The organism is Pantoea sp. K16, from assembly GCF_048452805.1.
GTDB classification, from domain to species: domain Bacteria; phylum Pseudomonadota; class Gammaproteobacteria; order Enterobacterales; family Enterobacteriaceae; genus Pantoea; species Pantoea agglomerans.
Window position 1 is genome coordinate 10,113 of the sequence record NZ_JBLWNV010000003.1, and the last position, 26,945, is coordinate 37,057.

The window sequence follows — 26,945 nt, forward strand, 5'->3', positions numbered from 1 at the left end:
TGCCTGATCGCAAAGGATTCCCGCATCCATGCGGATCGGCCGCGCCATCCCTGGCGTGGACGCTTTGCTTTTCAGGCATACCTTTCTTTCCCGGTTGGGCTGATGCATCGCTTTAAGAAGCAGGACAGTGGATATTTCTATTGATGGTGGATTAATTCAAATTGCTGTTGGCTGATGAGAAAGGTCAGGAAAGGTATGCCTGATCGCAAAGGATTCCCGCATCCATGCGGATCGGCCGCGCCATCCCTGGCACGGACGCTTTGCTTTTCAGGCATACCTTTCCTTCCCGATTAGGCTTAATCATTGCTTTTAAAAACATGCGAGAAAGTATTAATAAGGGGTAGATAACGAGCAGTAAATTAAGGTGTTCGCCGCATGGAATTTTCAATTCCCGACTGAATAGCACAGTATTTATCAAAAACTGATGCCACATAATCCTGCGTCAGCCGTTTCATTAACTTACTTAAGAGCGCTGTTAATTAAAAAATCGAACAGCGCCCTTTAGTTATTAACGTTTCAAACGGTAATACGCTTCGTTCCAGCGCAGTGCGTCTTTAAACGCAGGTAAACGCGTGTGCTCATCAATCACCAGCACTTCGATATCGTTCATCTCACCGTACAGATACATATCATCCAGCGTCAGCGCCTGGCTGAACACCGTATGGTGCGCGCCGCCGCCCAGAATCCACGCTTCGGATGCTGTTGCCAGTGACGGCTGGGCTTTCCACAGTGCGCGCGCAACCGGCAACTTCGGCAGCGGTTTCGGCTGTTCGATAGCATCCACCACGTTAACCAGCAGACGGAAACGATCACCCATATCAATTACGCTGGCGTTAATCGCGCGACCCGCTGGCGTTGAGAAAATCATGCGCGCCGGGTCGGCTTTATCACCAATGCCCAGGAACTGCACATCGATCAATGGCTTCTCTTCAATGGCAATTGACGGGCAGACCTCCAGCATATGCGAGCCGAGAACCAGATCGTTACCGGGTGAGAAGTGATAGGTGTAATCCTCCATAAAGGAGGTGCCACCTTTGCGATCGCCTGCCAGCACTTTGAAAATGCGCAGCAGCGCAGCGGTCTTCCAGTCACCTTCACCTGCGAAGCCATAACCCTGACCCATCAGACGCTGAACCGCCAGACCTGGCAATTGCGTCATGCCGTGCAGCGTCTGGAAGTTGGTGGTGAAAGCGTGGCAGCCTTCTGCTTCCAGGAAACGTTTCAGACCCAGCTCAATGCGTGCGGCATCCAGCACGTTCTGACGCTTTTCGCCGCCGGAAGCGGCAACATCGGTAAAGCGATACAGGCTTTCATATTCGTCGACCAGCGCATTCACGTCGCCATCGCTGACGCCATTGATCACCTCAACCAGGTCGCCGACGCCCCAGCCATTCACCGAATAACCGAACTGAATCTGCGCGGCGACTTTATCGCCTTCGGTCACGGCCACTTCACGCATGTTGTCGCCGAAACGCGCGACTTTCAGCTGCTGACTGGCCTGTTTTGTCAGCGCTGCACGCATCCAGTTGCCGAGGCGCTGCTGGCTGGCGCTATCCTGCCAGTGACCGGTCACCACGCTGTGCTGCAGGCCCATACGTGCGCCGATGAAACCGAACTCGCGGCCGCCGTGTGCGGTCTGGTTCAGGTTCATAAAGTCCATGTCCATGCTGTCCCACGGAATCTCCGCATTGAACTGGGTATGGAATTGCAGCAGCGGCTTATTCAGCACGCTCAGGCCACCGATCCACATTTTGGCCGGGGAGAAGGTGTGCAGCCAGGTAATGATACCGACGCACTCCTTGTCATAATTGGCGTCGCGACACAGAGCCAGCGCTTCATCCGGTGATTTAACCAGCGGTTTCAGCTCCAGACGCAGCGGTAAACCGGCCTGATTTAAACCCTCTACCACCTGACGTGCATTCTGTTCAACCTGGCGTAACGTCTCCGCCCCGTAGAGGTGCTGCGTGCCGATGACAAACCACACGCTGTAGCTGTTTGACTGTTCCATAAAATCACTCCTTTACTTTGAGCCTACCTCAATAGGCTATTTTATTTGTCAGTCTGAACCTGGGCAGTGCTCACACAGGCTGCTTTAGCAACCTGAACGCCCGTCAGGGCGGCCCTGAAAGGGCGAGCGTAGCGAGTAATCCTCACGTACTCCGTGTACTACGGATTGTTCCGCGCTGTCCGTGTCCAGACTGCCTGCAACATTACGCCTGCTGAGATAGGCTCTTAGCGGAAGCGGGGCGTGCGGCGTATTGCGGTTCAGCCGCCACGCACCATTGTTGATAGCGTTGATAAAGTTGTTGATAGCGTGCGACGCGCGCCGGATCGGGCTGCAGCGTCACGGCAATCGGGCTGGCCATCACCTGCTGGGCGTCGGGAACGCTGGCATGCACACCGGCGGCGACGGCGGCGAAAATGGCCGCACCCAGCGCACAGCACTCGTCAGAAGCGACGATATCCAGTGGGCGGTTCATCACATCGCAGCAGGCCTGCATAATCGCCGGGGATTTCCGCGCGATGCCGCCCAGGGTCAGAATGCTCTCGACCGGGATCTGCTGTTGCTCGAAGCACTCCATAATTGCGCGTGCACCAAATGCGGTGGCGGCGACCAGACCACCAAACAGGGCGGGGGCATCGGTGCCCAGATTGAGGTCGGTAATCACCCCTTTCAGCCGCTGATTAGCATTTGGCGTGCGGCGACCGTTAAACCAGTCCAGCACCACCGGCAGATGGTCGAGCTGCGGGTTTGCGGCCCAGGCCTCGGTCAGATCTTTAATCAGACTCTTTTGCATCTCAGCCAGCTGAGGCTTCAGCTCCGGATGCTGCTGCGCCGCCAGCTGCAGCGGCCAGCCCAGTAAACGGCTGAACCAGGCGTAGATATCACCAAAGGCAGACTGACCCGCCTCCAGCCCGATAGCGCCTGGCATTACGCTGCCATCGACCTGACCACAGATGCCTTTGATGTCGCGATCGCCGACCTTTTCACTATCCGCAATCAGGATGTCGCAGGTCGAGGTGCCGATCACTTTCACCAGGGTATAGGGTTTGGCACCGCCACCGACCGCGCCCATATGGCAGTCAAATGCGCCACCCGAAAGCGTCACGGTTTGCGTCAGGCCAAGACGCTGCGCCCATTCAGGGCTAAGCGTGCCGACAGGCAGATCAGCGGTCCAGGTATCGGTAAACAGGGGAGAGTCGAGCTGTTGCGTTAACAGCGGGTCCAGCGCATTGAGAAAATCCACATCGGGCAGACCGTTCCAGTCGCCGTGCCACAGCGCCTTGTGCCCGGCCGCACAGCGCCCCCGACGCAATTTGTCAGGTGCGGTGGTGCCGCTTAACAGGGCTGGCACCCAGTCGCACAGCTCGACCCAGGAGACAGCGGCGTCACGCACGGCCGCATCTTCACGCGACACGTGCAGAATCTTCGCCCAGAACCACTCTGAGGAGTAAATTCCGCCAATATAGCGGCTGTAATCCTGGAAGCGGCCGCTGTGGCACAGCTGATTGATCTCTTCCGCTTCTTCTATAGCGGTGTGATCTTTCCACAACACAAACATCGCGTTGGGGTTGTCGGCGAACTCCGGACGCAGCGCCAGCACGTTGCCGTCGCGGTCAATAGGGGCAGGGGTCGAACCGGTGCTGTCAACACCAATGCCGACCACGGCGTTGCGCTGATCTTCACTCAGTGCATTCAGCACGCCGAGCAGCGCCTGCTCCATGGCGTCGATGTAATCCTGTGGATGGTGACGAAAACGGTTAGTGTGCGGATCGCTGTATAAGCCCTGTTGCCAGCGCGGATAGCTGAACACCGCACTCTGCAGCTCTTTGCCGCTATGACAATCCACGGCCAGCGCACGCACCGAATCACTACCAAAGTCCAGCCCAAGGGTGATGGCTCCAGCACGCATCGGAATCTCCTGTAGTTAGTTAACTCCTGTATCCTGGGTTCGGCGCGCCAAATCAGTTAGTCATCGCTGGCTGACAATATGCACTTTTCTGTCATCGGCAGTGATTTTGTGATCCATTGCAAAAGTTAAGGTCCGGTTAAATTTGCTGAATATATGGATCATTTTGTCGTGATTTTAAGATGTGATACCGCTCTACATTTTTCTTCGCTAATACCGCTAAAACTAGCCCAGCGTCTGGACAGTCTGTCAGCACATGCCAGCCTAACGCACTGATTTATGGCTGTACCCACAAAACAAAACAAACTGGTAGCGTTTACACCGATTCGTTATTAGCAGCGAAAAATAACCTGGTACCGGAGAGCATCATGCATAAATTCACTAAAGCGTTCGCGGTCATCGGCCTGGCAGCGGTTATGTCACAATCCGCTATCGCCGAGACCATGAAGCTGGGATTCTTAGTCAAGCAACCAGAGGAACCCTGGTTCCAGACTGAATGGAAATTCGCCGACAAAGCGGGCAAAGATCTTGGCTTTGATGTCATTAAAATTGCCGTGCCGGATGGTGAAAAAACCCTGAATGCCATCGACAGCCTGGCGGCTAACGGCGCGAAAGGTTTTGTTATCTGTACGCCCGATCCGAAACTCGGCTCTGCCATCATGGCAAAAGCGCGTGGCTACGGTCTGAAAGTCATCGCGGTCGATGACCAGTTCGTCACCGCCAAAGGCAAACCAATGGATACCGTGCCGCTGGTGATGATGGCTGCGACCAAAATTGGTGAGCGTCAGGGTCAGGAACTCTACAAAGAGATGCAGAAACGCGGCTGGGATGTGAAAACCACCGGCGTGATGGCGATTACCGCCAACGAACTCGACACCGCTCGTCGTCGTACCGGCGGCTCCATGGACGCCATCAAAGCCGCTGGCTTCCCGGCAGCGCAGATCTACCAGGTCCCCACCAAATCTAACGACATTCCTGGCGCGTTCGACGCCGGTAACTCTCTGCTGGTTCAGCATCCTGAAGTCAAACACTGGCTGATTGTCGGCATGAACGACAACACCGTGCTGGGCGGCGTGCGCGCGACCGAAGGTCAGGGCTTTAAAGCGGCTGACGTCATCGGTATCGGCATCAACGGCGTGGATGCCATCAGTGAACTGTCGAAAGAGAAGGCGACCGGCTTCTACGGCTCGCTGCTGCCAAGCCCGGATATCCACGGCTACAAAAGCAGCCAGATGCTTTACAACTGGGTCAGCAAAGGTGAAGAGCCACCGAAATTCACCGAAGTTACCGATGTGGTGCTGATCACCCGTGACAACTTCAAAACTGAACTGGCGAAAAAAGGACTGATGTAACCCTGAGCCTGCCAGGCAGTTTGTCGCCTGGCATCCTTAATAGCCAATTTCGCGCCGCCCGCCATAACCGGCCGGTGGCGCGAAAGAGTGAGGAAAAACATGAACACTGATTCAGCATTTCTGTCGTTTCATGGCATCAGTAAAACCTTCCCTGGCGTCAAAGCGTTGCAGGATATCTCCTTCGACTGCCGTGGCGGTGAAGTCCATGCTCTGATGGGCGAGAACGGCGCAGGCAAATCGACGCTGTTAAAAATACTCAGCGGCAGTTATCAGCCGAGCGGCGGTGAGATTCGTATTAAAGGCCAGCCGATGAGCTTTCAGCGCACCACCGATGCGCTGGACGCGGGCGTCGCCATTATTTACCAGGAACTGCATCTGGTGCCGGAAATGAGCGTGGCAGAGAACATCTATCTCGGTCAGATCCCGCACAAACATGGGCTGGTCAACCGTAAGCTGATGCGTTTTGAGGCGGGCCTGCAACTGAAAAATCTCGGCATGGATATCGATCCCGATATGCCGCTGAAATACCTGTCGCTGGGGCAGTGGCAGATGGTGGAGATTGCCAAAGCGCTGGCGCGTAACGCGCGTATTATCGCCTTTGATGAGCCAACCAGCTCACTTTCAGCGCGTGAAATCGACAACCTGTTCCGCGTCATCCGTCAGCTCCGTGAGGAGGGCCGGGTGGTGCTCTACGTTTCACACCGCATGGAGGAGATCTTCGCCCTCAGCGATGCCATCACCGTCTTTAAAGATGGCCGCTACGTGCGGACGTTTACCGATATGGCTAACACCCATCACGACGATCTGGTGCAGGCGATGGTGGGACGAAACCTCGGTGATATTTATGGCTATTCACCGCGAGCTAAAGGCGCGGTGCGGCTGGAGCTGGACAAGGTCGAAGCGAAGGGCGTGCGGACGCCGATTTCGCTGAAAGTCCATGCCGGTGAAATCGTCGGCCTGTTTGGCCTGGTCGGTGCCGGTCGCAGTGAACTGCTGAAAGGGCTGTTCGGCGGCACGCGTCTGCGCGGCGGTCAGGTGATTCTGGACGGCAAACCGCTGCCGCTGCGGGAGCCGATCGATGCCATCCGTGCGGGCATCATGCTCTGCCCGGAAGATCGCAAAGCCGAGGGCATTATTCCGGTGCATTCGGTGCGCGACAACATCAACATCAGCGCCCGTCGTCATAACCTTACTGCGGGCTGCCTGATTAAAAACGGCTGGGAAAATAAAAATGCCGACAGCCATATCCGCTCGCTGAACATCAAAACGCCCAGCGCCGATCAGCTGATCATGAACCTTTCCGGCGGCAACCAGCAGAAGGCGATTCTGGGACGCTGGCTGTCAGAGGATATGAAGGTGATCCTGCTGGATGAGCCAACGCGCGGTATCGATGTCGGTGCCAAACATGAAATCTATAACCTGATTTATCAGCTGGCGAACCGGGGCATTGCGGTGCTGTTCGCCTCCAGCGATTTACCGGAAGTGATGGGCCTGGCCGATCGCATCGTGGTAATGCGCGAAGGTGCCATTGCCGGTGAACTGCTACACGACGACGCCACGGAACAGCAGACGCTGAGCCTGGCGATGCCCAAAACCACTCAAGCGGCCGCCGTGGCCTGACAGGAGATCATCATGGCTTCATCCACGACCTCAAATACGCCGCAGCCCGCTTCACGCGGCGGCCTGCAGTTAGGTCGCATCTGGGACAACTTCGGCATGCTGGTGGTATTTGCACTGCTGTTTATTGTCTGTGCGATCTTTGTGCCGAACTTCGGCTCGTTTATCAATATGAAAGGCTTAGGGCTGGCAATGTCGATGTCCGGCATGGTCGCCTGCGGCATGCTGTTCTGTCTGGCCTCCGGTGATTTTGACCTGTCGGTCGCTTCCGTCATCGCCTGTGCGGGTGTAGTTACCGCCGTGGTGATTAATATGACCGAAAGCCTGTGGATTGGCGTGGGTGCCGGTCTGGTACTCGGTATGATCACCGGCTTTATCAACGGCTTTGTGATTGCCCGCCTCAAGATCAATGCGCTGATCACCACGCTGGCGACCATGCAGATTGTCCGCGGGCTGGCCTATATCTTCTCTGACGGTAAAGCGGTCGGTATCGAAGATGAGCGCTTCTTCGAACTGGGCTTTGCCAACTGGCTTGGCGTGCCCGCACCCATCTGGCTGACTCTGGCCACCATGCTGATCTTCGGCTTCCTGCTCAACAAAACCACCTTTGGCCGTAACACCCTGGCGATTGGCGGCAATGAAGAAGCAGCACGTCTGGCCGGTGTGCCAGTGGTGCGTACCCGCATCATCATCTTTATCCTCTCCGGTCTGGTTTCAGCGGCGGCGGGCATCATCCTGGCGTCACGTATGACCAGCGGCCAGCCAATGACTTCCATCGGCTATGAGCTGGTGGTGATTTCTGCCTGCGTGCTGGGTGGCGTTTCGCTGAAGGGCGGCATCGGTAAAATCTCCTATGTGGTGGCAGGGGTGCTGATCCTCGGCACGGTAGAGAATGCGATGAATTTATTGAATATCTCGCCATTCTCACAGTATGTGGTACGCGGTCTGATACTGTTAGCTGCGGTGATTTTTGACCGTTACAAACAGAAAAAAGCCTGATTGAGCGAGCCGTTGGTCCGCAGAGGCAGAAGCCTCTGCGGGCTATCCGAACAATAACAGACTGAGTGAGGACGCTATGTATCACCGTGAATTACCGGCCGAGCAGCAAAACCCCTTGTTGCCGGGCTATTCATTCAATGCCTGGCTGGTGGCGGGGCTGACGCCCATTACCGCAGATGGCCCGCTCGATTTCTTTATCGATCGCCCGCACGGCATGAAAGGTTACATTCTGAATCTCACTATTAAAGGTAAAGGGCGGGTATTTGACGGCGAGCGGGCATTTGACTGCGAACCTGGCGAAATGCTGCTGTTTCAGCCGAAAACGGCTCACTATTATGGTCGCGCGCCGGACAGCCCGCAGTGGTTTCACCGCTGGGTCTATTTCCGTCCGCGCGCCTACTGGCACGACTGGCTGCGCTGGCAGGATGAGCAGGAGGGCGTGGGACGACTGCTGCTGCCTGAATCGCTGCGTGGCGAATTTGATCGCCTGTTTGCCAGTATCGAACAGACCCACAATTCGGGCCGTCGCTTTGCGGAAGAGCTGGCGATGAACCTGCTGGAACGGCTGCTGCTGCGCGCCGTTGAAGAAGATCCTCGCAGCCATCAGTTAATTCGCGATCCGCGCGTGATTGAAGCCTGCCAGTACGTCACCAACCATCTCGCCAGTGAGGTTAAGATTGAAGAGGTGGCGCGCCACGTCTGTCTGTCGCCGTCGCGGCTGGCGCACCTGTTCCGCGAGCAGATGGGTGTGAACCTGCTGCGCTGGCGTGAAGATCAGCGTGTAATCCGCGCGAAACTGCTGCTGCAGACCACCCAGGAACCGATCGCCTCGGTAGGACGTGAAGTGGGCTATGACGATCAGCTCTACTTCTCGCGGGTGTTCCGCAAGCGGGTCGGCGTCAGTCCCAGCGACTTCCGCCGCCGTAATCAGGATGCGCACGACAGCCTGGCCGCTCAGACCGCCTGGCCGCTGGCGCGAAGTGCTATCTCTTAGTTTTTTCGGGGAATTCCGGCTTGTCGTCATTTGGTTAATAGTCTTAAATCAATCAGGTTATCAACTAAGAGCCTGGTCAATCAGGCTCTGAGAGGAATCCAAATGAGCGATAAATTACGTGTTGGTCTGATCGGCTACGGTTTTGCCAGTAAAACGTTTCACGCCCCGCTGATTGCGGGGACGCCGGACGTCGAGCTGGCAGCCATTTCCAGTAGCGACGCCAGCAAAGTCCACGCCGACTGGCCCGCCGTTAAGGTGGTGGCCGACCCTCAGGCGCTGCTGGACGACCCGACGCTGCAACTGATTGTTATTCCTACCCCGAACGACACGCACTTCCCGCTGGCAAAAGCAGCGCTGAACGCTGGTAAACATGTGGTGGTCGATAAGCCTTTCACCGTGACGTTGTCACAGGCACGTGAACTGGATGCGCTGGCGAAAGCCAAAGGGCTGCTGCTGTCGGTGTTCCACAACCGCCGCTGGGACAGTGACTTCCTGACGCTGAAATCGCTGATTGAGGCCGGTACGCTGGGTGAAGTACGCTACTTCGAATCGCACTTTGACCGCTTCCGTCTGGAAGTGCGTAATCGCTGGCGTGAAATGAAAGGCGCAGGCAGCGGAATCTGGTATGACCTGGGGCCGCATCTGCTGGACCAGGCGCTGCAGCTGTTTGGCCCGCCGGTCGCTATCACGGTTGATCTGGCCGAGATGCGTCCGGGCGCGCAGACCACCGACTACTTCCACGCGACGCTGACTTATCCGCAGCGCCGTGTCGTGCTGCACGCCAGCATGCTGGTCGCGGCAGAATCTGCCCGTTATACCGTCCACGGCACGCGCGGCAGTTACGTCAAATATGGTCTTGATCCGCAGGAAGATCGCCTGAAGTCAGGTGACTTCCCGCCGCAGGAAGACTGGGGCTATGACATGCGTGATGGCACTCTGACGCTGGTTGACGGAGATTCCCTGACCGAAACGACCCAACTGACCCAGCCAGGCAACTATCCCGCTTACTATGCGGGCATCCGCGATGCGATTGCCGGACGTGGTAACAATCCGGTGACAGCGGAAGAGGCGATTCATGTGATGGAGCTGATCGAGTTAGGTCTGCAATCTGCCGAGAAACGCCAGACGATGTCGCTGAAGCGCGTTTAATCGGTCGGTGCTTAAAACGCAATAAGTAAAAAAGCGAAACGGGCCGGATATCCGGCCCGTTTTTTGTCGCTACGCTTCAGGATTACTGCACCCGGGCGCGAAGAGCCGCTTTCTCTTCTTCGCTAAGGAACGCAATCGTCAGACCATTTTCCTGCGCCTGACGGATCTGCGCCGCGCTCAGACCGGCAGCCGGAGCGGCGTGATGATACTCATGCGCCAGTTCAATGCCCTGAACCGCCGGATCATCCGTGTTAATCGTCGCCAGAATGCCATGCTCCAGGAAGGTCTTCAGCGGATGCTGCGCCAGTGATGGCACGGTGCTGGTCTGGATATTGGAGGTCAGGCAGGATTCAATACCAATACGGTGCTCCGCCAGGAAATCCATCAGCGCGCGATCTTCAATCGCTTTCACGCCGTGACCGATACGTTCTGCACCCAGCTCCCGAATCGCCTGCCAGATGCTCTCGGGTCCGGCCGCCTCGCCCGCATGGACGGTCACGCGGAAACCGGCATCGCGCGCCTGGGTAAAGTGGCTCAGGAACTCGCTGCCCGGGAAGCCCAGCTCATCACCCGCCAGATCGACCGCGGTGATGTGATCGCGATGGGCAAGCAAACCTTCCAGTTCGCTGAGGCAGGCATCTTCGCCAAAGGTACGGCTCATAATACCGATCAGACGCACGTCGATATCGTGCTGCTGACGGCCTGCGCGCACGCCCTCAATTACCGCTTCAACCACACCGGCAATCGGCAGGTTGTGGGTCATCGCCATATAACCAGGGGAAAAACGCAGTTCAGCATAGTGAATGCCCGCGCGGGCGGCATCTTCGACATTCTCCTGCGCGATCCGGCGGCAGGCATCCAGATCACCCAGCACTTTCACACCCCAGTCGAGCTTCTGCAGGAAGCTCACCAGGTCAGGCTCATTCTGGCCGACCTGCACATGCGGACGCAGCGTTTCCAGCGTGGAAGCAGGCAGGGCGAGGTTAAACTGGCGACCTAAATCGAGAATGGTTTGTGCACGGATGTTGCCATCAAGGTGGCGGTGAATATCAGTCAGAGGAATTTTAGAATCGATCATGGCGCACTCGCTCAGTTGTCGGTGAAGTGCAGAGCATTATAAAAATATCTTGCGCAACAGCGCCAGCTATTTGCGCAACAGCCGCGCCGGATGCTGCTTAATTACGCATAACCGGCGAGCAATGGTTGCCTCGCCGGTTAATATCACTTCTGCAACTGATGGATCGCCGCAATCAGGCGTGAAACGCCCTCATCAACTTTGCTGCGCGGACAGCCGACGTTAAGACGCAAAAACCCTTTGCCTGCATCACCGTAGGTCGATCCGGGCATAATTGCGACCCGTTGCTGGATCAGCGCCTGTTGCAGGGCCTCTTCAGGAATGCCCAGCGGATTGATATCGAGCCAGGCGAGATAGGTCGCCTCGGGAATGTGCCAGTTCAGTGCGGGAAACTCAGCGTTAAGCCGATTGGCAACCAGTATGAAATTATTATAAAGATAGCTGCGCAGGGCATCCAGCCAGGATGCGCCCTGACGGTAAGCCGCAACGTGTGCCGTGACGGCCAGCACGGCCGGAGAAGAAAGGCCGTCAGCATTTTTCAGCGCCTGAAACCAGGCGGCTCTGTCTGCCGCATCCGGGATGATTCCCCACGCACCGGTCAGGCCCGGCACGTTGAAGCTTTTCGACGCCGAGGTAAACAGCGCCCAGTCACTGCGCGCCACGCTGGCCCACGGAGTATGGGGCTGATTACCCACTACCATATCCATATGGATTTCATCGCTGATCACCCGCACGCCGTGACGATCGCAGAGCGCCGCCATCTGGTGCAGCTCAGCTGCTGTCCACACTTTACCGGTGGGATTGTGCGGGCTGCAGAGCAACAGGATCTTGCAGCGCGGGCGCGCCAGCCGCGTCTCCAGCGCGGCCATATCACATCGCCAGCTACCGTTATCCCGCTGCAGCGGCATCTCCAGCACCTGTCGCTGATTGCCGCGTACCGTTTTATAAAAAGCATCGTAGGCGGGGGTGTGGAGCACCACTTCATCATCCGGGTTGCTCCAGCGGCGCAGCATCTGCGCCACCATATAGATCACCGAGGGTCCATAAACCAGCGTGTCAGCATCGGGCTGGTAGCCGAAACGGCTGGACATCCAGTGGCAGCAGGCGGAAAGAAAATCGTCATGCTGCCAGCGACTGTAACCCAACACGCCGTGTGCTACGCGCTGGGCCAGCGCCTGCTGAACCGCTGGCGCAGTTCTGAAGTCCATATCCGAAATGGTAAACGGCAGCAGATCGGGGACGCCAAAGCGGTCAGCCACGAAATCCCACTGGGTAGACCAGCTGCCGCGGCGATCGATGACTTCGTCAAAGTTAAACATTATCGGCTCCGGCACTTCAGGCAGTGACATTCATCAGGTGTGACAGTTCATCTTTCACCGACTGCACCTGTGGACCGATAACCACCTGCAGGCTGGTCTGATTAAGATGGACCACACCTATCGCGCCGTTGGCTTTCAGCGCCGCATCATCCACTTTACTCATATCCGCCAGGGTCAGACGCAGGCGCGTCAGACAATTATCCAGCGAGGTAATATTCTCCACGCCGCCAAGTGCCGCCAGAATAGCTGGTGAGTTATAGCCAGATTTGCCTTTACCGGCATTGCTGACCTGCTGCGCAACCGCACTGGCACTTTCCACTTCGCGGCCCGGTGTTTTGATATTGAAGTGCAGAATGGCGAAACGGAAAATCAGGTAGTAACCGACAAACCATATCGCTGCGACAACGGGTACCCAGTACCATTTGGTCGACAGCCCGTGCAGCACACCAAACACTACAAAGTCGATGATATTGCCGTCTGTATTGCCGATAGTGACGCCCAGTATCGCCATGATGCTGAAGCCAACGCCGGTCAGCAGGGCGTGGATCAGATAGAGGAACGGGGCGACAAACAGAAACAGGAATTCGATAGGTTCGGTGGTGCCGCCGACCACGCAGGCCACCACGCCGGAGATCAACAGGCCTTTGATCTTATGGCGATTCTCCGGGCGGGCGCAGTGATAGATGGCTAGTGCGGCACCTGGCAGACCACCCAGGAAGGCAGGCATTTTACCCTGTGACAGGAAGCGGGTCGCGCTTTCAGCAAAACCGTGGGTTTCCGGGCAGGCGAGCTGCGCCTGGAAAATGGTTAAGGCACCGCTCACGCTCTTGCCACACACATCCAGTGTGCCGCCTGCATCGGTAAAGCGCATGATGGCGACCAGAATATGCTGCAGGCCAAACGGCAGCAGCAGACGTTCGCCGGTACCAAAGATCATCGGGCCAAAATCACCTGCGCTGTTAATCATCCAGCCTAATCCGGTGATACCCCGCGCGAAAAAAGGCCAGATCAGCGGGACGACCAGTCCCAGTAAACCAATCACCAGCGTGGTGATAATCGGCACAAACCGGGTGCCGCCAAAGAAGGCCAGCGCATCGGGCAGTCGGATATTATGAAAGCGCTCATGCAGCCAGAACACCACAATACCCACAATGACCGCGCCCAGAATGCCGGTATCGATCGACGGGATCCCCAGGATCGGCTGAACGTTGTTAGCTTTCAGCACGGCGGCATCGGTGGTTGGCAGAATGCCGTGGATATTGAGCCAGAAGTTGATGCTGAGGTTTAGCACGGCATAACCCACAAAGCCGGCAAACGCTGCCACGCCCTTGTTCTCGCGTGCCATACCCAGCGGAATCGCAATGGCGAACATCACCGGCAGATAGCTAAAGGCGAACGATCCCAGTTTGGCCATCCAGAGAAACAGATATTGCAGCCAGGGCTGATCCAGCACAGGTAACAGGGTCAGGACATCACGACTGCTCAGCGAACTGCCAATCCCGAGCATGATGCCGCAGAAGGAAAGCAGGGCAACCGGCAGCATAAAGGTTTTCCCCAGACTCTGGAAAAATTCCCAGACGGACATTTTTTGGTGAGAGGGTGACATGAACGCTCCTGGATAAACGGACCACTGAGTGAAGTGGCGGGATGATAAAACGTTTTACCTGGATCTTATGCGCGCTGAATCACACTCTTCAGGTCGTGGACGATATAATTCTGACGTCATAAGGTGTAACGTTTTACCTTGTTTTCTAATGCTGTAATTCAGTTGAGTAATCTGATGAGTAAAATCACCATCAATGATGTTGCGGCGGCGGCGGGCGTGTCGGTGACCACGGTATCGCTGGTGTTATCCGGCAAAGGACGGATCTCTGCGGCCACCATGGCGCGCGTGAACGAGGCCATTGAGCAACTCGGTTTCGTGCGTAACCGTTCGGCAACCATGCTGCGCGGGGGGGAGAGTGGCGTGATTGGCTTGATCGTCCGCGATCTCAGCCAGCCATTTTATGCCGAAATGACGGCAGGCCTGAGTGAAGCGCTGGAGAAGCAGGGCAAATTGCTGTTCCTGACGCAGAGCGGTGCCCAGGGACAACATCTGCATCGCTGCTTTGAGTCACTGGTCGCTCAGGGAGTGGATGGCGTAGTGCTGGGAGGCGGTGCCGATAAGGCCAGCCAGATCGTGACGCGGGCCAGAGAGGTGAATATGGCCTTAGTCTGTGCCGCGCGCGCCAGTAGCCTGGAGGAGGTAGACGCTATCCGCCCCGATAATGCTCAGGCTGCGCGTCTGGCCACAGAATACCTGATTCGTCAGGGGCATCAGCGCATTGCCTGGCTGGGCGGCCATAGCGCATCACTGACCCGGGCAGAACGTCTTGGCGGCTACTGCGCCACCCTGCTGCAATATGGGCTGCCGTTCCGGCCGGAGTGGATTATTGAATGCGGTAACACGCAAAAAGAGGCGGCTGAAGCAGCGGTACAGCTGTTTCAGCACCATCCGCGGCTGACTGCCGTGCTGGCCTATAACGCCACTACCGCGCTGGGATGCTATTTTGGGCTGTTGCGCACCGGGCGAACATTCGCCCGGGGTGCAGTCGACAGCTATTACGATCAGCAGCTGGCTCTGATGGGCTTTGGCGATGAACCGCAGGCGGAACTGACCGATCCGCCGCTGACGTTTGTCACCAGTTCAGCCCGGGAGATTGGCCGTGTGGCAGCTGAGCGTATCCTGCAACGGATAGCGCAACCGGATGCCGCCCGGCAGAACGTGATTATGCCGCCGCAGCTGGTTATTCGCGGCTCGGCATAAAAAAGGCGACCCGGAGGTCGCCTTTAAAAGAAAAGTAGAGAATTACTGCGGCATCCCTTCGCTGGTCGGCATACCCAGCATATAGCGGGAGAGGAACTGCTCCAGCGTCATTTTGTCGCCGTTCATGTTCACCTGACCGTTGGTATACTGCAGGCTGGTGACGATATTGTTATCCTGCTGCTGGGTCAGGCGGAACATCTGACCCATCGCCGCCAGTCCTTTCACCTGCTGATCTGCCAGCTTCTGTGCGTCATCGGCCTGATATCCTTCAGCCAGTCCCACTTTATGCATGGTTTCGGTCGCCATTGGCATATTGATGACCAGCTTGCTGTCCAGGCTCTTCAGTACCCGATCAACCATGGCGCTGAGTGTCTGGGCTTCGCCGGTCACCGCAGAGGGATCGTTGAAATTTGCGTTCAGGTTAAAGGTACTTTCACCTTTATCATTTTTCCAGCTCAGCGGGGCGATACTGATCGCAGGTGAGCCTTTCAGTAGCATCGGCAGGTTGCTCATCAGAATCTGATGCACACCCGCCTGGTAGCGGATAGGATCTTCCGCGACGCCAGGCTGGCTCAGCAGTTCCTGCATCTGCGCGTTGTAACGATCGGAGAAGGCTTTTACCGCCTGCGCATCAAACTGTGACAGTTTCATCTTCAGCGCTGCCTGACCAAAATCCTGCTTCTGCAGCTGAATGCCTTCAACTTTGTAGTCGATATTGCCGCCAATCTTACCGGCGCTGTTATCGAAAGAGGAGGTGCCTTTCATTTTGTGCAGCGTCAGGGCGTCCTGACCATTGATGCTGGCATTGACCTTCTCAATATCCACTGACTGGTCGCCAATGCGCACACCTTCCGGGCTGAGATGGGTGTTACCGCTCAGCTTCAGACCATTAATGGTGAACAGCACCGGCTGGCCCATCTCATTTTTACTGGTCAGCGCGAGGCTATCAACGTCACTGTCCAGCGACACTTTGTCGCCTTTGTTATCCGCGCTGACGTTGAAGGTGCCCCCATTGGTGGCAAGACGCTCGCCGCTTTGCGCATTCTGATAATCAACCGGCAGAACGCGCAGCGCCGTATCGGTGGCACCGCTGTAGCCGATACGGGTATCGGCGTTAATCAGCGACTTGTTGCCGGTCAGCTCAAACAACTTTTTCACCGCATCGGTGTTAGCCAGTTCGGTATGAACCGACGCCATGCTTGGGATCAGATTGAAATGCTTCAGCTGAGCAAAGGGGAAAGGGCCATGATCGATGGTTTCGTTCAGGATGATGCTCTGGCCTGGTTTAAGCAGGGGATTATCTTCCGTCTGCGAGTTGGCCTGAATCACCAGATTCACTTTGCTGCTGAACACGCCGCGCTGATAGTCCTGATAGCTGATCTTCAGTCGGCTGTTAGGGGCATAAGCATTCAGCTGGGCATTGGCGTTCTGCACCAGCTCATCCCTGTGGCTTTCAATCTGCTTGCCGGTGAACCATGCCGCGCCAGTCCAGACTACGCCCAGTGCGATGATGACACCTACGGCAACATTGGTCTTTTTCATTGCTGATTCGTCCTTATCCTTGAGTCCGCTTATGCCGCAGGTTTACCCCAGCGACTGAAGAAAAACGCCCGCAGGCGTTTAAAAGCTAATAGGTTGAAATGATAGCAGTTAACAGGCACTCCGTCAGCCGCTTCACCCTAAGTCGTTAAATACCCGCGCCAGTCGGCCCGTGCCTGCGACCGTTACGGGGGATTCGCTGGCGGCAATGAAGCAGGATTCACCTGGTTTCAGCGTCACCTGCTGCTCGCCTTTGGCGATCACCGTCTGGCCTTCGATGCAGAACAGCAGTGCGGCGCTCTGCTGCGCCAGCGGCTGTGGCTCTGCGTTCAGGGTATGAATGGCAAAGGCAAAATCCTCCACCGGAATCGGGAAGCGCAGCGCGTTGCCCTGTTGCTCTGGCTCGGTCAGCAGGGTGCTGGCTGGCTTCTCTTCAAACTTCAGGTTCGCCATCAACTCGGCAATATCGATATATTTCGGGGTTAAACCGGCCCGCAACACGTTATCAGAGTTTGCCATCACCTCCAGCGCCACGCCTTTCAGATAAGCGTGCGGGGTCTCCGCGTAGAGGAACATCGCCTCGCCCGGTTGCAGCGTGATTACGTTCAGCAGCAGCGGCGAAAACAGGCCGCTGTCGTCAGGATACTCTGCCGCAATCATGCGAATGGTCTGCCACGGCTCACCCTGTTGTGCATCAACCGCGGATTTCAGGATGCCCAGCGCCAGCGATTTCGCCTCACCCTCCAGTGACAGCAGGGTAGAGAAGAGCGCGGCCAGCGTATCCTGATCGGGATGCTGCAGAAAATGGGCTATCTGTGGATGTGCGCCCGCAACCGGCTCCAGCAGTGAGACCATCTCCGTCAGGGTGCGAAAGCCATTCATCGCCTGGAAGGGCGTCAGCGCGTAGACCAGCTCCGGCTTGTGGTTGGCATCTTTATAATTACGCTCAGCAGCTGTCAGCGGAATACCCGCCGCATTCTCACGGGCAAAGCCCACTTCGGCCGCGCGTTTGCTGGGATGGACCTGAATCGACAGCGGCTGATCGGCAGACAACACTTTGAACAGGAAGGGCAGTTCACCAAAACGCTGTGCCACCGCTTCGCTCAGCATGGCGGCAGGCGCGGCATCAATCACGTCACGCAGCGAACGCTCGCTGCCCTGGTCAATCACGGTGGAGGGGCTTTTCGGATGTGCGCCCATCCAGAGTTCCGCCATCGGCAGCCCCTGTGGATTAGCGATTCCGTAAAGCTCAGTCAACGCAGTTTTGCTGCCCCATGCGTAGTTTTGCAGCGTATTGTTCATTTTTTGCATTGTATAACCCTTTATCACGGGAAATTATTGCCAGTATTAAAGCAGAAACTGCCGGTAAAAATACATCTCCAGCGCAAAAGGACGCTAAGCTCTGATAATGTTAAATTATTGTGTATTACTATCCTGACCGCCCGGCAGTCGATCGTAATGACGTACCGGGCGGTCATTCTTTTAAAAACCAGATGAAGGAGACGTATTCATGGCAGCCAATCGCATTGAGAAAGATTCAATGGGCCCCATCGACGTACCGGCAGACAAACTGTGGGGCGCGCAGACACAGCGCTCACTGGAACACTTCCGCATCTCAACCGAAAAAATGCCGACCGCGCTGGTGCATGCACTGGCACTGACCAAGCGCGCCGCGGCCAGCGTTAACCGCGATCTGGGACTGCTGCCCGCTGACCGCGCCGAGGCGATTGTCAGCGCGGCCGATGAGGTGCTGGCTGACAAGCATGCGGATGAATTCCCGCTGGCGATCTGGCAGACCGGTTCCGGCACCCAGACCAATATGAACATGAATGAAGTGCTGGCGAACCGCGCCAGTGAAATCCTCGGCGGCGAGCGCGGAATGGCGCGGCTGGTTCATCCCAACGACGATGTGAACAAGAGCCAGAGTTCCAACGATGTCTTCCCGACGGCGATGCACGTTGCCGCCGTTATCGCCTTGCGCGAACAGCTGATCCCTCAGATTCAGGTACTGAAGAAGACCTTAAGCCAGAAGTCCGACGCCTTCAAAGATATCGTCAAGATTGGCCGTACTCACCTGCAGGATGCCACGCCGCTGACTCTGGGCCAGGAGATTTCCGGCTGGGTGGCGATGCTGGAGCATAACCTGAAGCATATTGAGCAGAGCATTCCGCACGTGGCGGAACTGGCGCTGGGCGGCACGGCAGTAGGTACGGGCCTGAACACCCATCCGGAATATGCGGTGCGCGTGGCGAAGGCGCTGGCCGATCTCACGCAGCAGCCATTTGTCACTGCGCCAAACAAGTTTGAGGCGCTGGCAACCTGTGATGCGCTGGTGCATGCGCATGGCGCGCTGAAAGGGCTGGCCGCCTCGCTGATGAAAATCGCGAACGACGTGCGCTGGCTCTCTTCCGGCCCGCGTTGCGGCATCGGCGAAATCGCCATCCCGGAAAATGAGCCAGGCAGCTCCATCATGCCGGGTAAAGTTAACCCGACCCAGTGCGAAGCGATGACCATGCTCTGCTGTCAGGTGATGGGTAACGATGTGGCGATCAATATGGGCGGCGCATCCGGTAACTTTGAGCTTAACGTGTTCCGTCCGATGGTAATCCATAACTTCCTGCAATCAATTCGCCTGCTGGCGGATGGCATGGACAGCTTTAATCATCACTGCGCGGTCGGCATTGAGCCGGTGCGTGAGCGCATCGATCAACTGCTTAACGAATCGCTGATGCTGGTGACGGCGCTGAATACCCATATTGGCTATGACAAAGCGGCAGAAATTGCCAAGAAGGCGCACAAAGAGGGGCTGACGCTGAAAGGCTCGGCGCTGAAGCTGGGTTATCTTACCGAAGAGGAGTTTGATGCCTGGGTTCGTCCGGAAGAGATGGTCGGCAGCATGAAGTCGTAAGGTTTGAGTGAGTCAGAGGCCAGCGAAAGCTGGCCTTTTTATTTATATCGGACAATCGACCCACAGATGCAGTCTGGGGATCAAAAGATTCAGCGGTTCTGCAGCAGGTTTATAACGATGGTTAATATTATCGGCATCGTAGTTAAGCAATTCGCCCAGTACCGGAACCTGCGTGCGATCGCGACAGATAACCAGAATCGGAGAAGGACAGGCCAGCTGAGTCTGTTTTTGTTCATCCGCGCGCCAGACGCGGGCAACCGGCTGAACTTTCACCGGGCGCTTGATTTTCAATCGTGCCGAGGCGGGCAGGGCGCGCACGCTTGCCAGCTCTTCCTGCACTTTTTCCGCCCACTGTTCACGTGACCACGGCGCTTTTGCACGTCCCGACTTCAGGCTTTTTTCCAGCTGGGCGATCACCTCTTCACGCTTGAGATTCTTGATAATGTGCTTGTTGGCCCAGCCGAAACGCAGGCTATCCGGTGCGCTCAGCAGGGTGATAGTGCGATAGGCATTCAGGGTGATCAGTCCGCGCAAATGCTGGTGGACGAACTCAAAACGCGCTTCACTCGGCAGGCCTGAGTCCACCGTAATCAGCTGCTCCAGCCGTGCTTTCAACTGATTGATGACGTCGACCAGCGAGCCGATCTCCGCCTCCTGCTGCGCGTCGCATTCGATACAGAGCGCGCCAGGCAAGCGCACGGCAGCCTTGGTGCTCAGCTGTTCTGACTGATGCTGCATAAACAGGCGGCAGTAGTGGTCAAGCGCCATCTTTAACGCGCTCTCCCCGAGATGCTGCTCGACAGCAATCCGGGTGATCGCTTCATGTTCGCGACCTTTAACCACCGGCGGCAGGCTGAAGACGCGGGCGATCAGCAGAGGCTGCGCTTCAATCTGCTGACGCAATTCACCCAGCGCCAGTTCCAGGTCATTTACACATTGATGCATATCAGCCACTAAGTCGTAGCGCGTCATGTTGTGCCTCCATAGTTACAACGTCCACAATGTGGCAGAAGCCTGGCGAGGATGCAAGCGTCATATAGTTACAACATACTATAGATGGTTTACTCAAAACCGTGCGGCCTGCATGGCTATCCAGTCAAAAGGGCATCACGCATTTTGGCTTATCGCAGAACATGTTATAAAAACGGTTCGCCTGCTAACCAGGAGATTGCCTGTGAATCAGAACAACAAACCCGGCATCGCCGCCATTATTACCCTGGGCTGGGTGCAGATCCTGTCATGGGGCGGGTCGTTCTATCTGATGGCGGTGATGGCGAATCCGATTGCGGCTGAGACAGGCTGGTCACAGCAGTGGATTTATGGCGCGCTCTCGACCGGGATTCTGGTATCGGGCCTGCTGTCACCGCTGGCAGGCAGGATTATCTCCCGCACCGGTGGCCGCCTGTTGCTGGCACTGAGTGGCATGGTGATGGCGGTGGGGCTGGTGATCATGGCTTATAGCCACTCTCTGCCGCTGTTTCTGTTTGCCTGGGTAATTATTGGCATCGGTATGGCGATGGGCCTTTATGACGCACTGTTTGCCACGCTCGGCACCTGCTATGGCGGTCAGGCGCGTGCAGCGATCACCGGTATCACCCTGATATCTGGCTTCTGCACCACGCTGGTCTGGCCGGGAACAGCGTTGTTAATTCACGGATTCGGCTGGCGGAACGCGTCGCTGATAATTGCGGCACTGATGGTCGTCTGCGTGCTGCCTGCCTATCTGTTTGCCTTACCCGACAGTCACGCTAAGCGGCCGGAGAAACGACTGAGTCCGCAGCCTGGCACGGCGGAGATTGCGCCTGCGCTGTTCTGGCTGCTGTGTGCCATTTTCACTCTGGCGTCCGTGATCATGACAGCTATTTCCGTGCAGCTTATCGCCTTGTTGCAGGCCAGTGGCCATACGCTGACCTCGGCGCTGGCGATCAGCGCCGTACTTGGCCCGTGTCAGGTAGGATCCCGACTCGTCGATATCGCCTTTAAACGCAGTCATCCCATCCGTACCACCTTTTTTTCCGTCGGGCTGGTGGCACTGGGCTTGCTGTTGCTGGCACTGTTTCCGCAGATGGCGTTGCTGAGCATGGTGTTGTATGGCGCAGGAAATGGCTTACGTGCCATCGTGCGGGGAACTTTACCGCTGGCGATGGTCAAACCAGAGTCCTATGCGATTGTGGTGGGTAAAATGGCCCGCCCGGCGTTGATGGGGCAGGCACTGACGCCGCTGATAGGTGGATATGTGTTTGAAAAGATGGGAGCATCGGCGACGCTGTGGTTGCTTTGCGCCCTGGCAATCTTTAACGTGGTACTGGTTATTGCGCTTAAGCAGCGATTACCGGCGACAGCGGCCACCACGGCATAACGGAACGGTTCTTCCTGCTCCGCAGGAAGAGGGCCGTTAGCAGGCTAAGCACCTTGTGCTATCGGGCCTCAGCCTTTGGTGAATACGTGCCTTGTCACCGCCGGTTTGCTTCAAAAAAGCAACAGTGTTTGTTATATTTATTGCTCATTGATTGTTCACTTATGCGGCAATAAAACAATAAGATGCACCGCAACTCAGGATAAAGAAATGCTTGATTACCGCTTCCCGACAGCTTTGCAAATGGTTCTGAGCGTAGCGATGGCGGAGCAAATGGGAAAACGCTCTACCAGCGCGATTCTGGCCTACGGGCTGGAAGCGAATCCCAGTTTCATACGAAAATTAATGGTCCCGCTGACCCGTGACGGCATTATCGTCTCCACGCTGGGCCGTACCGGTTCGATTCATCTGGGCCGTTCTGCTGCGGAAATTACCCTGCGGGATATCTATGTCTCCGTGATCGAAGACAAAAAAATCTGGGCCGCGCGTCCCGACGTCGCGCCGCGCTGTCTGGTCAGTGCCAACCTCTGCTGGTACTTCAAGTCGATAGCCGATGAAGCCGAGCAGGCGTCGCTGGATGTGCTGGCAAAACGCACCGTGGCAGACGCACTGAACGAACTGAAGAAACGCGACACCAGCAACTGCACCGCCGTGCCGGAACCTGAACCCGAAGAGATTGATGATCTCTGCAAAAAAAGCCGCTGATTAGCGGCTTTTTTTATGCCTGCTGGTCACTAACTTCCTGCCTCAAATCTGCCATAAGCCAATAACTCACTTTCCTGGGGTCGGTTATCACGCTGAATCTGATAAACAGTTGAAAATTCAGCATCCATGACAACATTAATGTTGTATTGATTATCACCAATGTTATTCTTGCTGTTATACACAGCGAGGGAACGCGATGAAGTACAGTGAATTCAGACGCTGGCTCATTCAGCAGGGCGCTATTTTGACTAAGCACCGCAGTGGAAGCAGCCATTTCAAGGTCTTCCTGGGCGACAGGCAATCCATTTTTCCGGATCACGGAGCAAAAGAAATGCCTGAAGGTACGCGCAGAAAAATTTTAAAAGATCTGGGCCTGTGAGCCCGATCAGAGAGGTAACTCTATGTTTAATTATGCCGTCAGATTAACTCATGACGCCAAAACCGATACCTATGAGGTCTCGTGTCGTGATTTGCCGTTACTGCATTCCGTCGGCGACACCGTTGAGGAAGCACTTGCAGAAGCCGAAGATGGACTGGTGACGGCAATCTCTCTCGAGATGGATACGCGTCGTCCGATTCCGGTTGCCAGTAAACCGCTGGAAGGAGAGTACATCGTCTCTGTGCCTGTACTGGTGGCAATGAAAGCGGCACTTTACAACGCAATGATTGAAACCGGCACCCGTAAAGTCGATCTGGCACGTCAACTGGGCGTGAATGGCCCACAGGTTGATCGACTACTGGATGTAGAGCACTCATCGAAAGTCGAAAATGTGGAGCTGGCGCTGGCTCAGCTGGGGCGCAAAGTCCGGATTGAAATTCGGACCTGATCATCTGCCCGCAAGCAGAACGCTGGAGGTCAAAGATGAATAATAATTCTGATCTGGCTAATGTCGCCGGGCAACCCGCCATGATCAATGAAACCTCGCTGAATGCGTTTATCATTGAAACGCTGAATGAAAGATTGAAGCGGCGCTAGCCTGCAAGACGGGGTCTGCTGAAATCAGTGAATTACAGGCAAAAAAAGGGGCGACCGCATGATCGCCCCTTTTAACTTTTACGGTTTACGCCGTCACGGACGATGCACTACCTGACCGACGCGTCACCAGCTTGCGCAGGGCCACGTAGAACACCGGCGTCAGGAACAGGCCGAAAAGCGTCACGCCGAGCATGCCGGAGAAGACCGTAATACCGGTAACGCCGCGCACCTCTGCACCCGCGCCTTCACCCAGAATCAACGGTATTGTACCGGCGATAAAGGCGATGGAGGTCATCACAATCGGACGCAGACGCAGGCGACACGCTTCCAGCGCCGCTTCCACAATCCCTTTGCCCTGAATCTCCAGCTCCCGCGCAAACTCGACGATCAGAATCGCGTTCTTACATGCCAGCCCCATCAGCACCACCAGTCCGACCTGCACGAAGACGTTGTTGTCACCGCCGGTCAGCCAGACGCCAAACAGCGCAGAGAGCATGGTCATCGGCACAATCAGGATCACTGCCAGCGGCAGCGTCCAGCTCTCATACAGCGCGGCCAGCACCAGGAACGCCAGCAACACGGCCATCGGGAAGACAATCAGCGCGGTATTGCCCTGCGTTGACTGCTGATAACTCAGATCGGTCCACTCGATGTTCATGCCGTTTGGCAATAGCTGACCGGACATCGCTTCGAGCTGACTCATCGCCTGCGCCGAGGAGAGCACGCGTGGGTCGGCATCACCAATCAAATCCGCCGCCGGATAGCCGTTATAGCGGATCACCGGGTCGGGACCGTAGGTGGTGGTAATGTTGACCATGCTGCCAATCGGCACCATCTCACCGCGATCGTTTCGGGTCCGCAGGTTAGCGATATCTTCGATGCTGTCGCGGAAATCCCCGTCAGCCTGCGCCATCACCCGCCAGGTGCGGCCAAAGCGGTTAAAGTCATTCACATACGACGAGCCGAGATAGGTCTGGAGCGTGCTGAACAGCGCGGTCAGCGATACTCCCTGCGCTTTGGCTTTATCCCGGTCTACCTTCACATCAAGCTGCGGAACGTTGGCCTGATAAGAGGAGATGGGGAAGTGCATCCCTGGCGTCTGCATGATGCTGCCTGACAGCGTATTAATCGCCGTCTGCAGCGCGCCATAACCCAGACCCGCCCGGTCCTGCACATAGAGCGAATAGCCCGAGCCCTGGCCCAGCCCCAGAATCGGCGGTGGCATAATCGAGAAGCCAAAGCCCTGCTGGATTTGAGCGATCTTCGCATTGATCTCAGCGTTGATCTCCGCTGCCGTATGTTTGCGCTCATTAAACGGCTTCAGACCGAAGAACACCGTGCCGCTGTTCGGCGTATTGGTGAACTGCAATGCATTCAGGCCGGGGAACGCTACCGCATAGGCGACGCCTTCGGTCTGCATACCGATTTCGCTCATCTTACGAATCACTGCATCCGTACGCGCCAGAGAGGAACCTTCCGGCATCTTCACGCCACCAATCAGGTAGAGCTTATCCTGCGTCGGAATAAATCCACCCGGCACGGTGTGGAACATAAATCCGGCACCCGCCAGCAGCAGAATATAGACGCCAAACACGGCGCCACGGCGACGCAGCGTACGGCCCACCAGCGATTCATAACCATGGGCACTGCGCTGGAAGAAGCGGTTAAACGGCCGGAATAGCCAGCCAAACAGCGCATCAATGATCCGCGTTAGCCGGTCTTTCGGCGCGTGATGATCTTTCAGCAGCATCGCCGCCAGCGCAGGCGAGAGCGTCAGCGAGTTAATAGCAGAGATCACTGTAGAGATGGCGATGGTAGTGGCGAACTGCTTGTAGAACTGCCCGGTGACGCCAGAGAGAAACGCCATCGGCACAAACACCGCGCACAGCACCAGCGCAATGGCGATGATCGGCCCGGAGACCTCACGCATCGCCTGATGCGCAGCGGCGCGTGGCGACAGCCCCATCTCAATGTTACGTTCGACGTTCTCCACCACCACAATGGCGTCATCCACCACGATACCAATCGCCAGCACCAGCCCGAACAGGCTCAGCGTATTCAGCGAGAAGCCAAGCAGATAGAGCACGCTAAAGGTACCGACTATCGAAACCGGCACCGCCAGCAGGGGAATGATTGAGGCGCGCCAGGTCTGCAGGAACAGAATCACCACCAGCACGACCAGAATGACCGCTTCCAGCAGGGTCTGCACCACGGCTTTAATCGAGTCGCGGACAAATACCGTCGGATCGTAAGGCGCGGCCCATTTCACGTCATTGGGGAAGCGGGTCGCCAGCTCATCCATTTTGGCGCGAACCGCATTGGAGAGGTCGATGGCGTTGGCGCCAGGTGCCTGGAAGATACCGATACCAACCGCATCTTTGTTATTCAGCTGCGAGCGCAGGGCATAGCTGCCCGAGCCCATCTCAATCCGCGCCACATCACGCAGCCGCACCAGCGAACCATCTTCCGAGGTTTTCAGGATGATATCGCCAAACTGCTGCTCGCTCTCCAGTCGTCCCTGGGTGTTGATTGACAGCAGAAAATCGCTCTGTTTTTTCAGCGGCTCGGCACCCAGCTGACCGGCAGAGACCTGCACGTTCTGCTCCTGCATCGCCGTTACCACGTCAGAGGCGGTCAGACCACGCGCCGCCACTTTATTGGGATCAAGCCAGACGCGCATCGCATACTCGCCTGCGCCGAAAATCTGGATCTGACCGACACCCGGCAGGCGGGCCAGCTCATCTTTCACCTTGAGGGTGGCGTAGTTACGCAGGTAGAGCGAATCGTAGGTATTGTTCGGTGAGAACATGTGGACGACCAGCGTCAGGGTCGGCGACATCTTCTGGGTGGTGATCCCCAGCCGACGCACATCTTCCGGCAGACGGGCTTCTGCCTGCGCTACGCGGTTCTGCACCTGCACCTGCGCCTGATCAGGATCGGTGCCTGGACGGAAGGTGACGGTGGTCACCAGCACGCCGTCAGAACCGGCCACTGACTTCATGTACATCATGTTTTCGACGCCGTTGATTGCCTCTTCCAGCGGCGTCGCCACGGAATCCGCAATCACTTTCGGGTTAGCGCCTGGATACTCGGCGCGCACCTGTACGCTGGGTGGCACCACGTCGGGATATTCACTGACTGGCAGCAGTGGGATGGCAATCACCCCGGTCACAAAAATCAGGATCGACAGCACCGCAGCAAAAATGGGCCGGTCGATAAAAAAGCGGGAAAAGTCCATA

General features: G+C 56.5%; 20 protein-coding genes. 11 read left to right on the plus strand and 9 right to left on the minus strand.

What is annotated here, in order from left to right:
- Window positions 1-508: 508 nt before the first annotated feature.
- On the minus strand, window positions 509-2,008 hold the full coding sequence (gene araA, locus ACK13D_RS04525; protein ID WP_010670082.1) for an L-arabinose isomerase: 1,500 nt from the start codon (window positions 2,006-2,008) through the stop codon (window positions 509-511).
- A gap of 202 nt (window positions 2,009-2,210) precedes the next feature.
- Complete coding sequence (locus ACK13D_RS04530) at window positions 2,211-3,914, minus strand: ribulokinase (protein WP_061703991.1); 1,704 nt, start codon at window positions 3,912-3,914, stop codon at window positions 2,211-2,213.
- A 365-nt stretch (window positions 3,915-4,279) separates the two neighbouring features.
- Here ACK13D_RS04530 and ACK13D_RS04535 point away from each other — a divergent pair, with 365 nt between their 5' ends.
- From ACK13D_RS04535 to ACK13D_RS04555, 5 genes are all read left to right on the plus strand, one after another.
- A complete protein-coding gene (locus ACK13D_RS04535; RefSeq protein ID WP_010670084.1) occupies window positions 4,280-5,263 on the plus strand; it encodes an arabinose ABC transporter substrate-binding protein in 984 nt (327 codons plus the stop codon).
- 99 nt (window positions 5,264-5,362) lie between these two features.
- Window positions 5,363-6,883, plus strand: a complete 1,521-nt coding sequence (gene araG / locus ACK13D_RS04540) for an L-arabinose ABC transporter ATP-binding protein AraG (protein WP_010245364.1) — start codon at window positions 5,363-5,365, stop codon at window positions 6,881-6,883.
- A gap of 12 nt (window positions 6,884-6,895) precedes the next feature.
- The gene (araH, locus tag ACK13D_RS04545; protein WP_010245363.1) at window positions 6,896-7,879 is read left to right on the plus strand and encodes an L-arabinose ABC transporter permease AraH; all 984 of its coding nucleotides are present in this window, start codon (window positions 6,896-6,898) and stop codon (window positions 7,877-7,879) included.
- A gap of 76 nt (window positions 7,880-7,955) precedes the next feature.
- On the plus strand, window positions 7,956-8,873 hold the full coding sequence (araC, locus tag ACK13D_RS04550; RefSeq protein WP_003853440.1) for an arabinose operon transcriptional regulator AraC: 918 nt from the start codon (window positions 7,956-7,958) through the stop codon (window positions 8,871-8,873).
- A gap of 102 nt (window positions 8,874-8,975) precedes the next feature.
- Window positions 8,976-10,022, plus strand: a complete 1,047-nt coding sequence (locus ACK13D_RS04555) for an oxidoreductase (RefSeq protein WP_010670085.1) — start codon at window positions 8,976-8,978, stop codon at window positions 10,020-10,022.
- 82 nt (window positions 10,023-10,104) lie between these two features.
- On the opposite strand, the gene add is transcribed toward ACK13D_RS04555, so the two are convergent.
- The 3 genes from add to malX form a co-directional block, all read right to left on the minus strand.
- Complete coding sequence (add, locus tag ACK13D_RS04560) at window positions 10,105-11,100, minus strand: adenosine deaminase (RefSeq protein ID WP_064691285.1); 996 nt, start codon at window positions 11,098-11,100, stop codon at window positions 10,105-10,107.
- Between the two features lie 143 nt (window positions 11,101-11,243).
- A complete protein-coding gene (locus tag ACK13D_RS04565) occupies window positions 11,244-12,416 on the minus strand; it encodes a MalY/PatB family protein (RefSeq protein ID WP_418795809.1) in 1,173 nt (390 codons plus the stop codon).
- A 16-nt stretch (window positions 12,417-12,432) separates the two neighbouring features.
- Entirely contained in the window at window positions 12,433-14,022 is a 1,590-nt protein-coding gene (gene malX / locus ACK13D_RS04570) for a maltose/glucose-specific PTS transporter subunit IIBC (RefSeq protein WP_163639412.1), read from the minus strand.
- 174 nt (window positions 14,023-14,196) lie between these two features.
- Here malX and malI point away from each other — a divergent pair, with 174 nt between their 5' ends.
- The gene (malI, locus tag ACK13D_RS04575) at window positions 14,197-15,222 is read left to right on the plus strand and encodes a Mal regulon transcriptional regulator MalI (RefSeq protein WP_010245345.1); all 1,026 of its coding nucleotides are present in this window, start codon (window positions 14,197-14,199) and stop codon (window positions 15,220-15,222) included.
- 42 nt (window positions 15,223-15,264) lie between these two features.
- Here the strand turns inward: malI and ACK13D_RS04580 are convergent, their stop codons facing one another.
- Window positions 15,265-16,764, minus strand: a complete 1,500-nt coding sequence (locus ACK13D_RS04580; protein WP_010245343.1) for a YdgA family protein — start codon at window positions 16,762-16,764, stop codon at window positions 15,265-15,267.
- A gap of 132 nt (window positions 16,765-16,896) precedes the next feature.
- A complete protein-coding gene (gene manA, locus ACK13D_RS04585; protein WP_418795811.1) occupies window positions 16,897-18,072 on the minus strand; it encodes a mannose-6-phosphate isomerase in 1,176 nt (391 codons plus the stop codon).
- Window positions 18,073-18,271: 199 nt separating this feature from the next.
- Between manA and fumC the strand changes: the two genes are divergently transcribed.
- Window positions 18,272-19,669: a class II fumarate hydratase gene (gene fumC, locus ACK13D_RS04590; RefSeq protein ID WP_010245332.1), complete on the plus strand. Its 1,398-nt coding sequence runs from the start codon at window positions 18,272-18,274 to the stop codon at window positions 19,667-19,669.
- A 42-nt stretch (window positions 19,670-19,711) separates the two neighbouring features.
- On the opposite strand, the gene tus is transcribed toward fumC, so the two are convergent.
- A complete protein-coding gene (gene tus, locus ACK13D_RS04595; protein ID WP_045140384.1) occupies window positions 19,712-20,641 on the minus strand; it encodes a DNA replication terminus site-binding protein in 930 nt (309 codons plus the stop codon).
- A gap of 202 nt (window positions 20,642-20,843) precedes the next feature.
- Between tus and ACK13D_RS04600 the strand changes: the two genes are divergently transcribed.
- The 4 genes from ACK13D_RS04600 to ACK13D_RS04615 all read left to right on the plus strand — a co-directional run bounded on the left by ACK13D_RS04600 (window position 20,844) and on the right by ACK13D_RS04615 (window position 23,557).
- Window positions 20,844-22,028: an MFS transporter gene (locus tag ACK13D_RS04600; RefSeq protein ID WP_418795813.1), complete on the plus strand. Its 1,185-nt coding sequence runs from the start codon at window positions 20,844-20,846 to the stop codon at window positions 22,026-22,028.
- Between the two features lie 207 nt (window positions 22,029-22,235).
- On the plus strand, window positions 22,236-22,730 hold the full coding sequence (locus ACK13D_RS04605) for an RrF2 family transcriptional regulator (protein ID WP_187510818.1): 495 nt from the start codon (window positions 22,236-22,238) through the stop codon (window positions 22,728-22,730).
- A 196-nt stretch (window positions 22,731-22,926) separates the two neighbouring features.
- Complete coding sequence (locus ACK13D_RS04610; protein WP_010245321.1) at window positions 22,927-23,109, plus strand: type II toxin-antitoxin system HicA family toxin; 183 nt, start codon at window positions 22,927-22,929, stop codon at window positions 23,107-23,109.
- Between the two features lie 22 nt (window positions 23,110-23,131).
- Window positions 23,132-23,557 (plus strand): type II toxin-antitoxin system HicB family antitoxin, encoded by a 426-nt coding sequence (locus ACK13D_RS04615; protein ID WP_346439141.1) that lies wholly within the window; start codon window positions 23,132-23,134, stop codon window positions 23,555-23,557.
- Between the two features lie 234 nt (window positions 23,558-23,791).
- On the opposite strand, the gene oqxB is transcribed toward ACK13D_RS04615, so the two are convergent.
- Window positions 23,792-26,944 carry a multidrug efflux RND transporter permease subunit OqxB gene (gene oqxB, locus ACK13D_RS04620; RefSeq protein WP_010670097.1) on the minus strand — a complete coding sequence of 1,051 codons (3,153 nt, stop codon included), beginning with the start codon at window positions 26,942-26,944 and terminating at the stop codon, window positions 23,792-23,794.
- Window position 26,945: the final 1 nt, after the last annotated feature.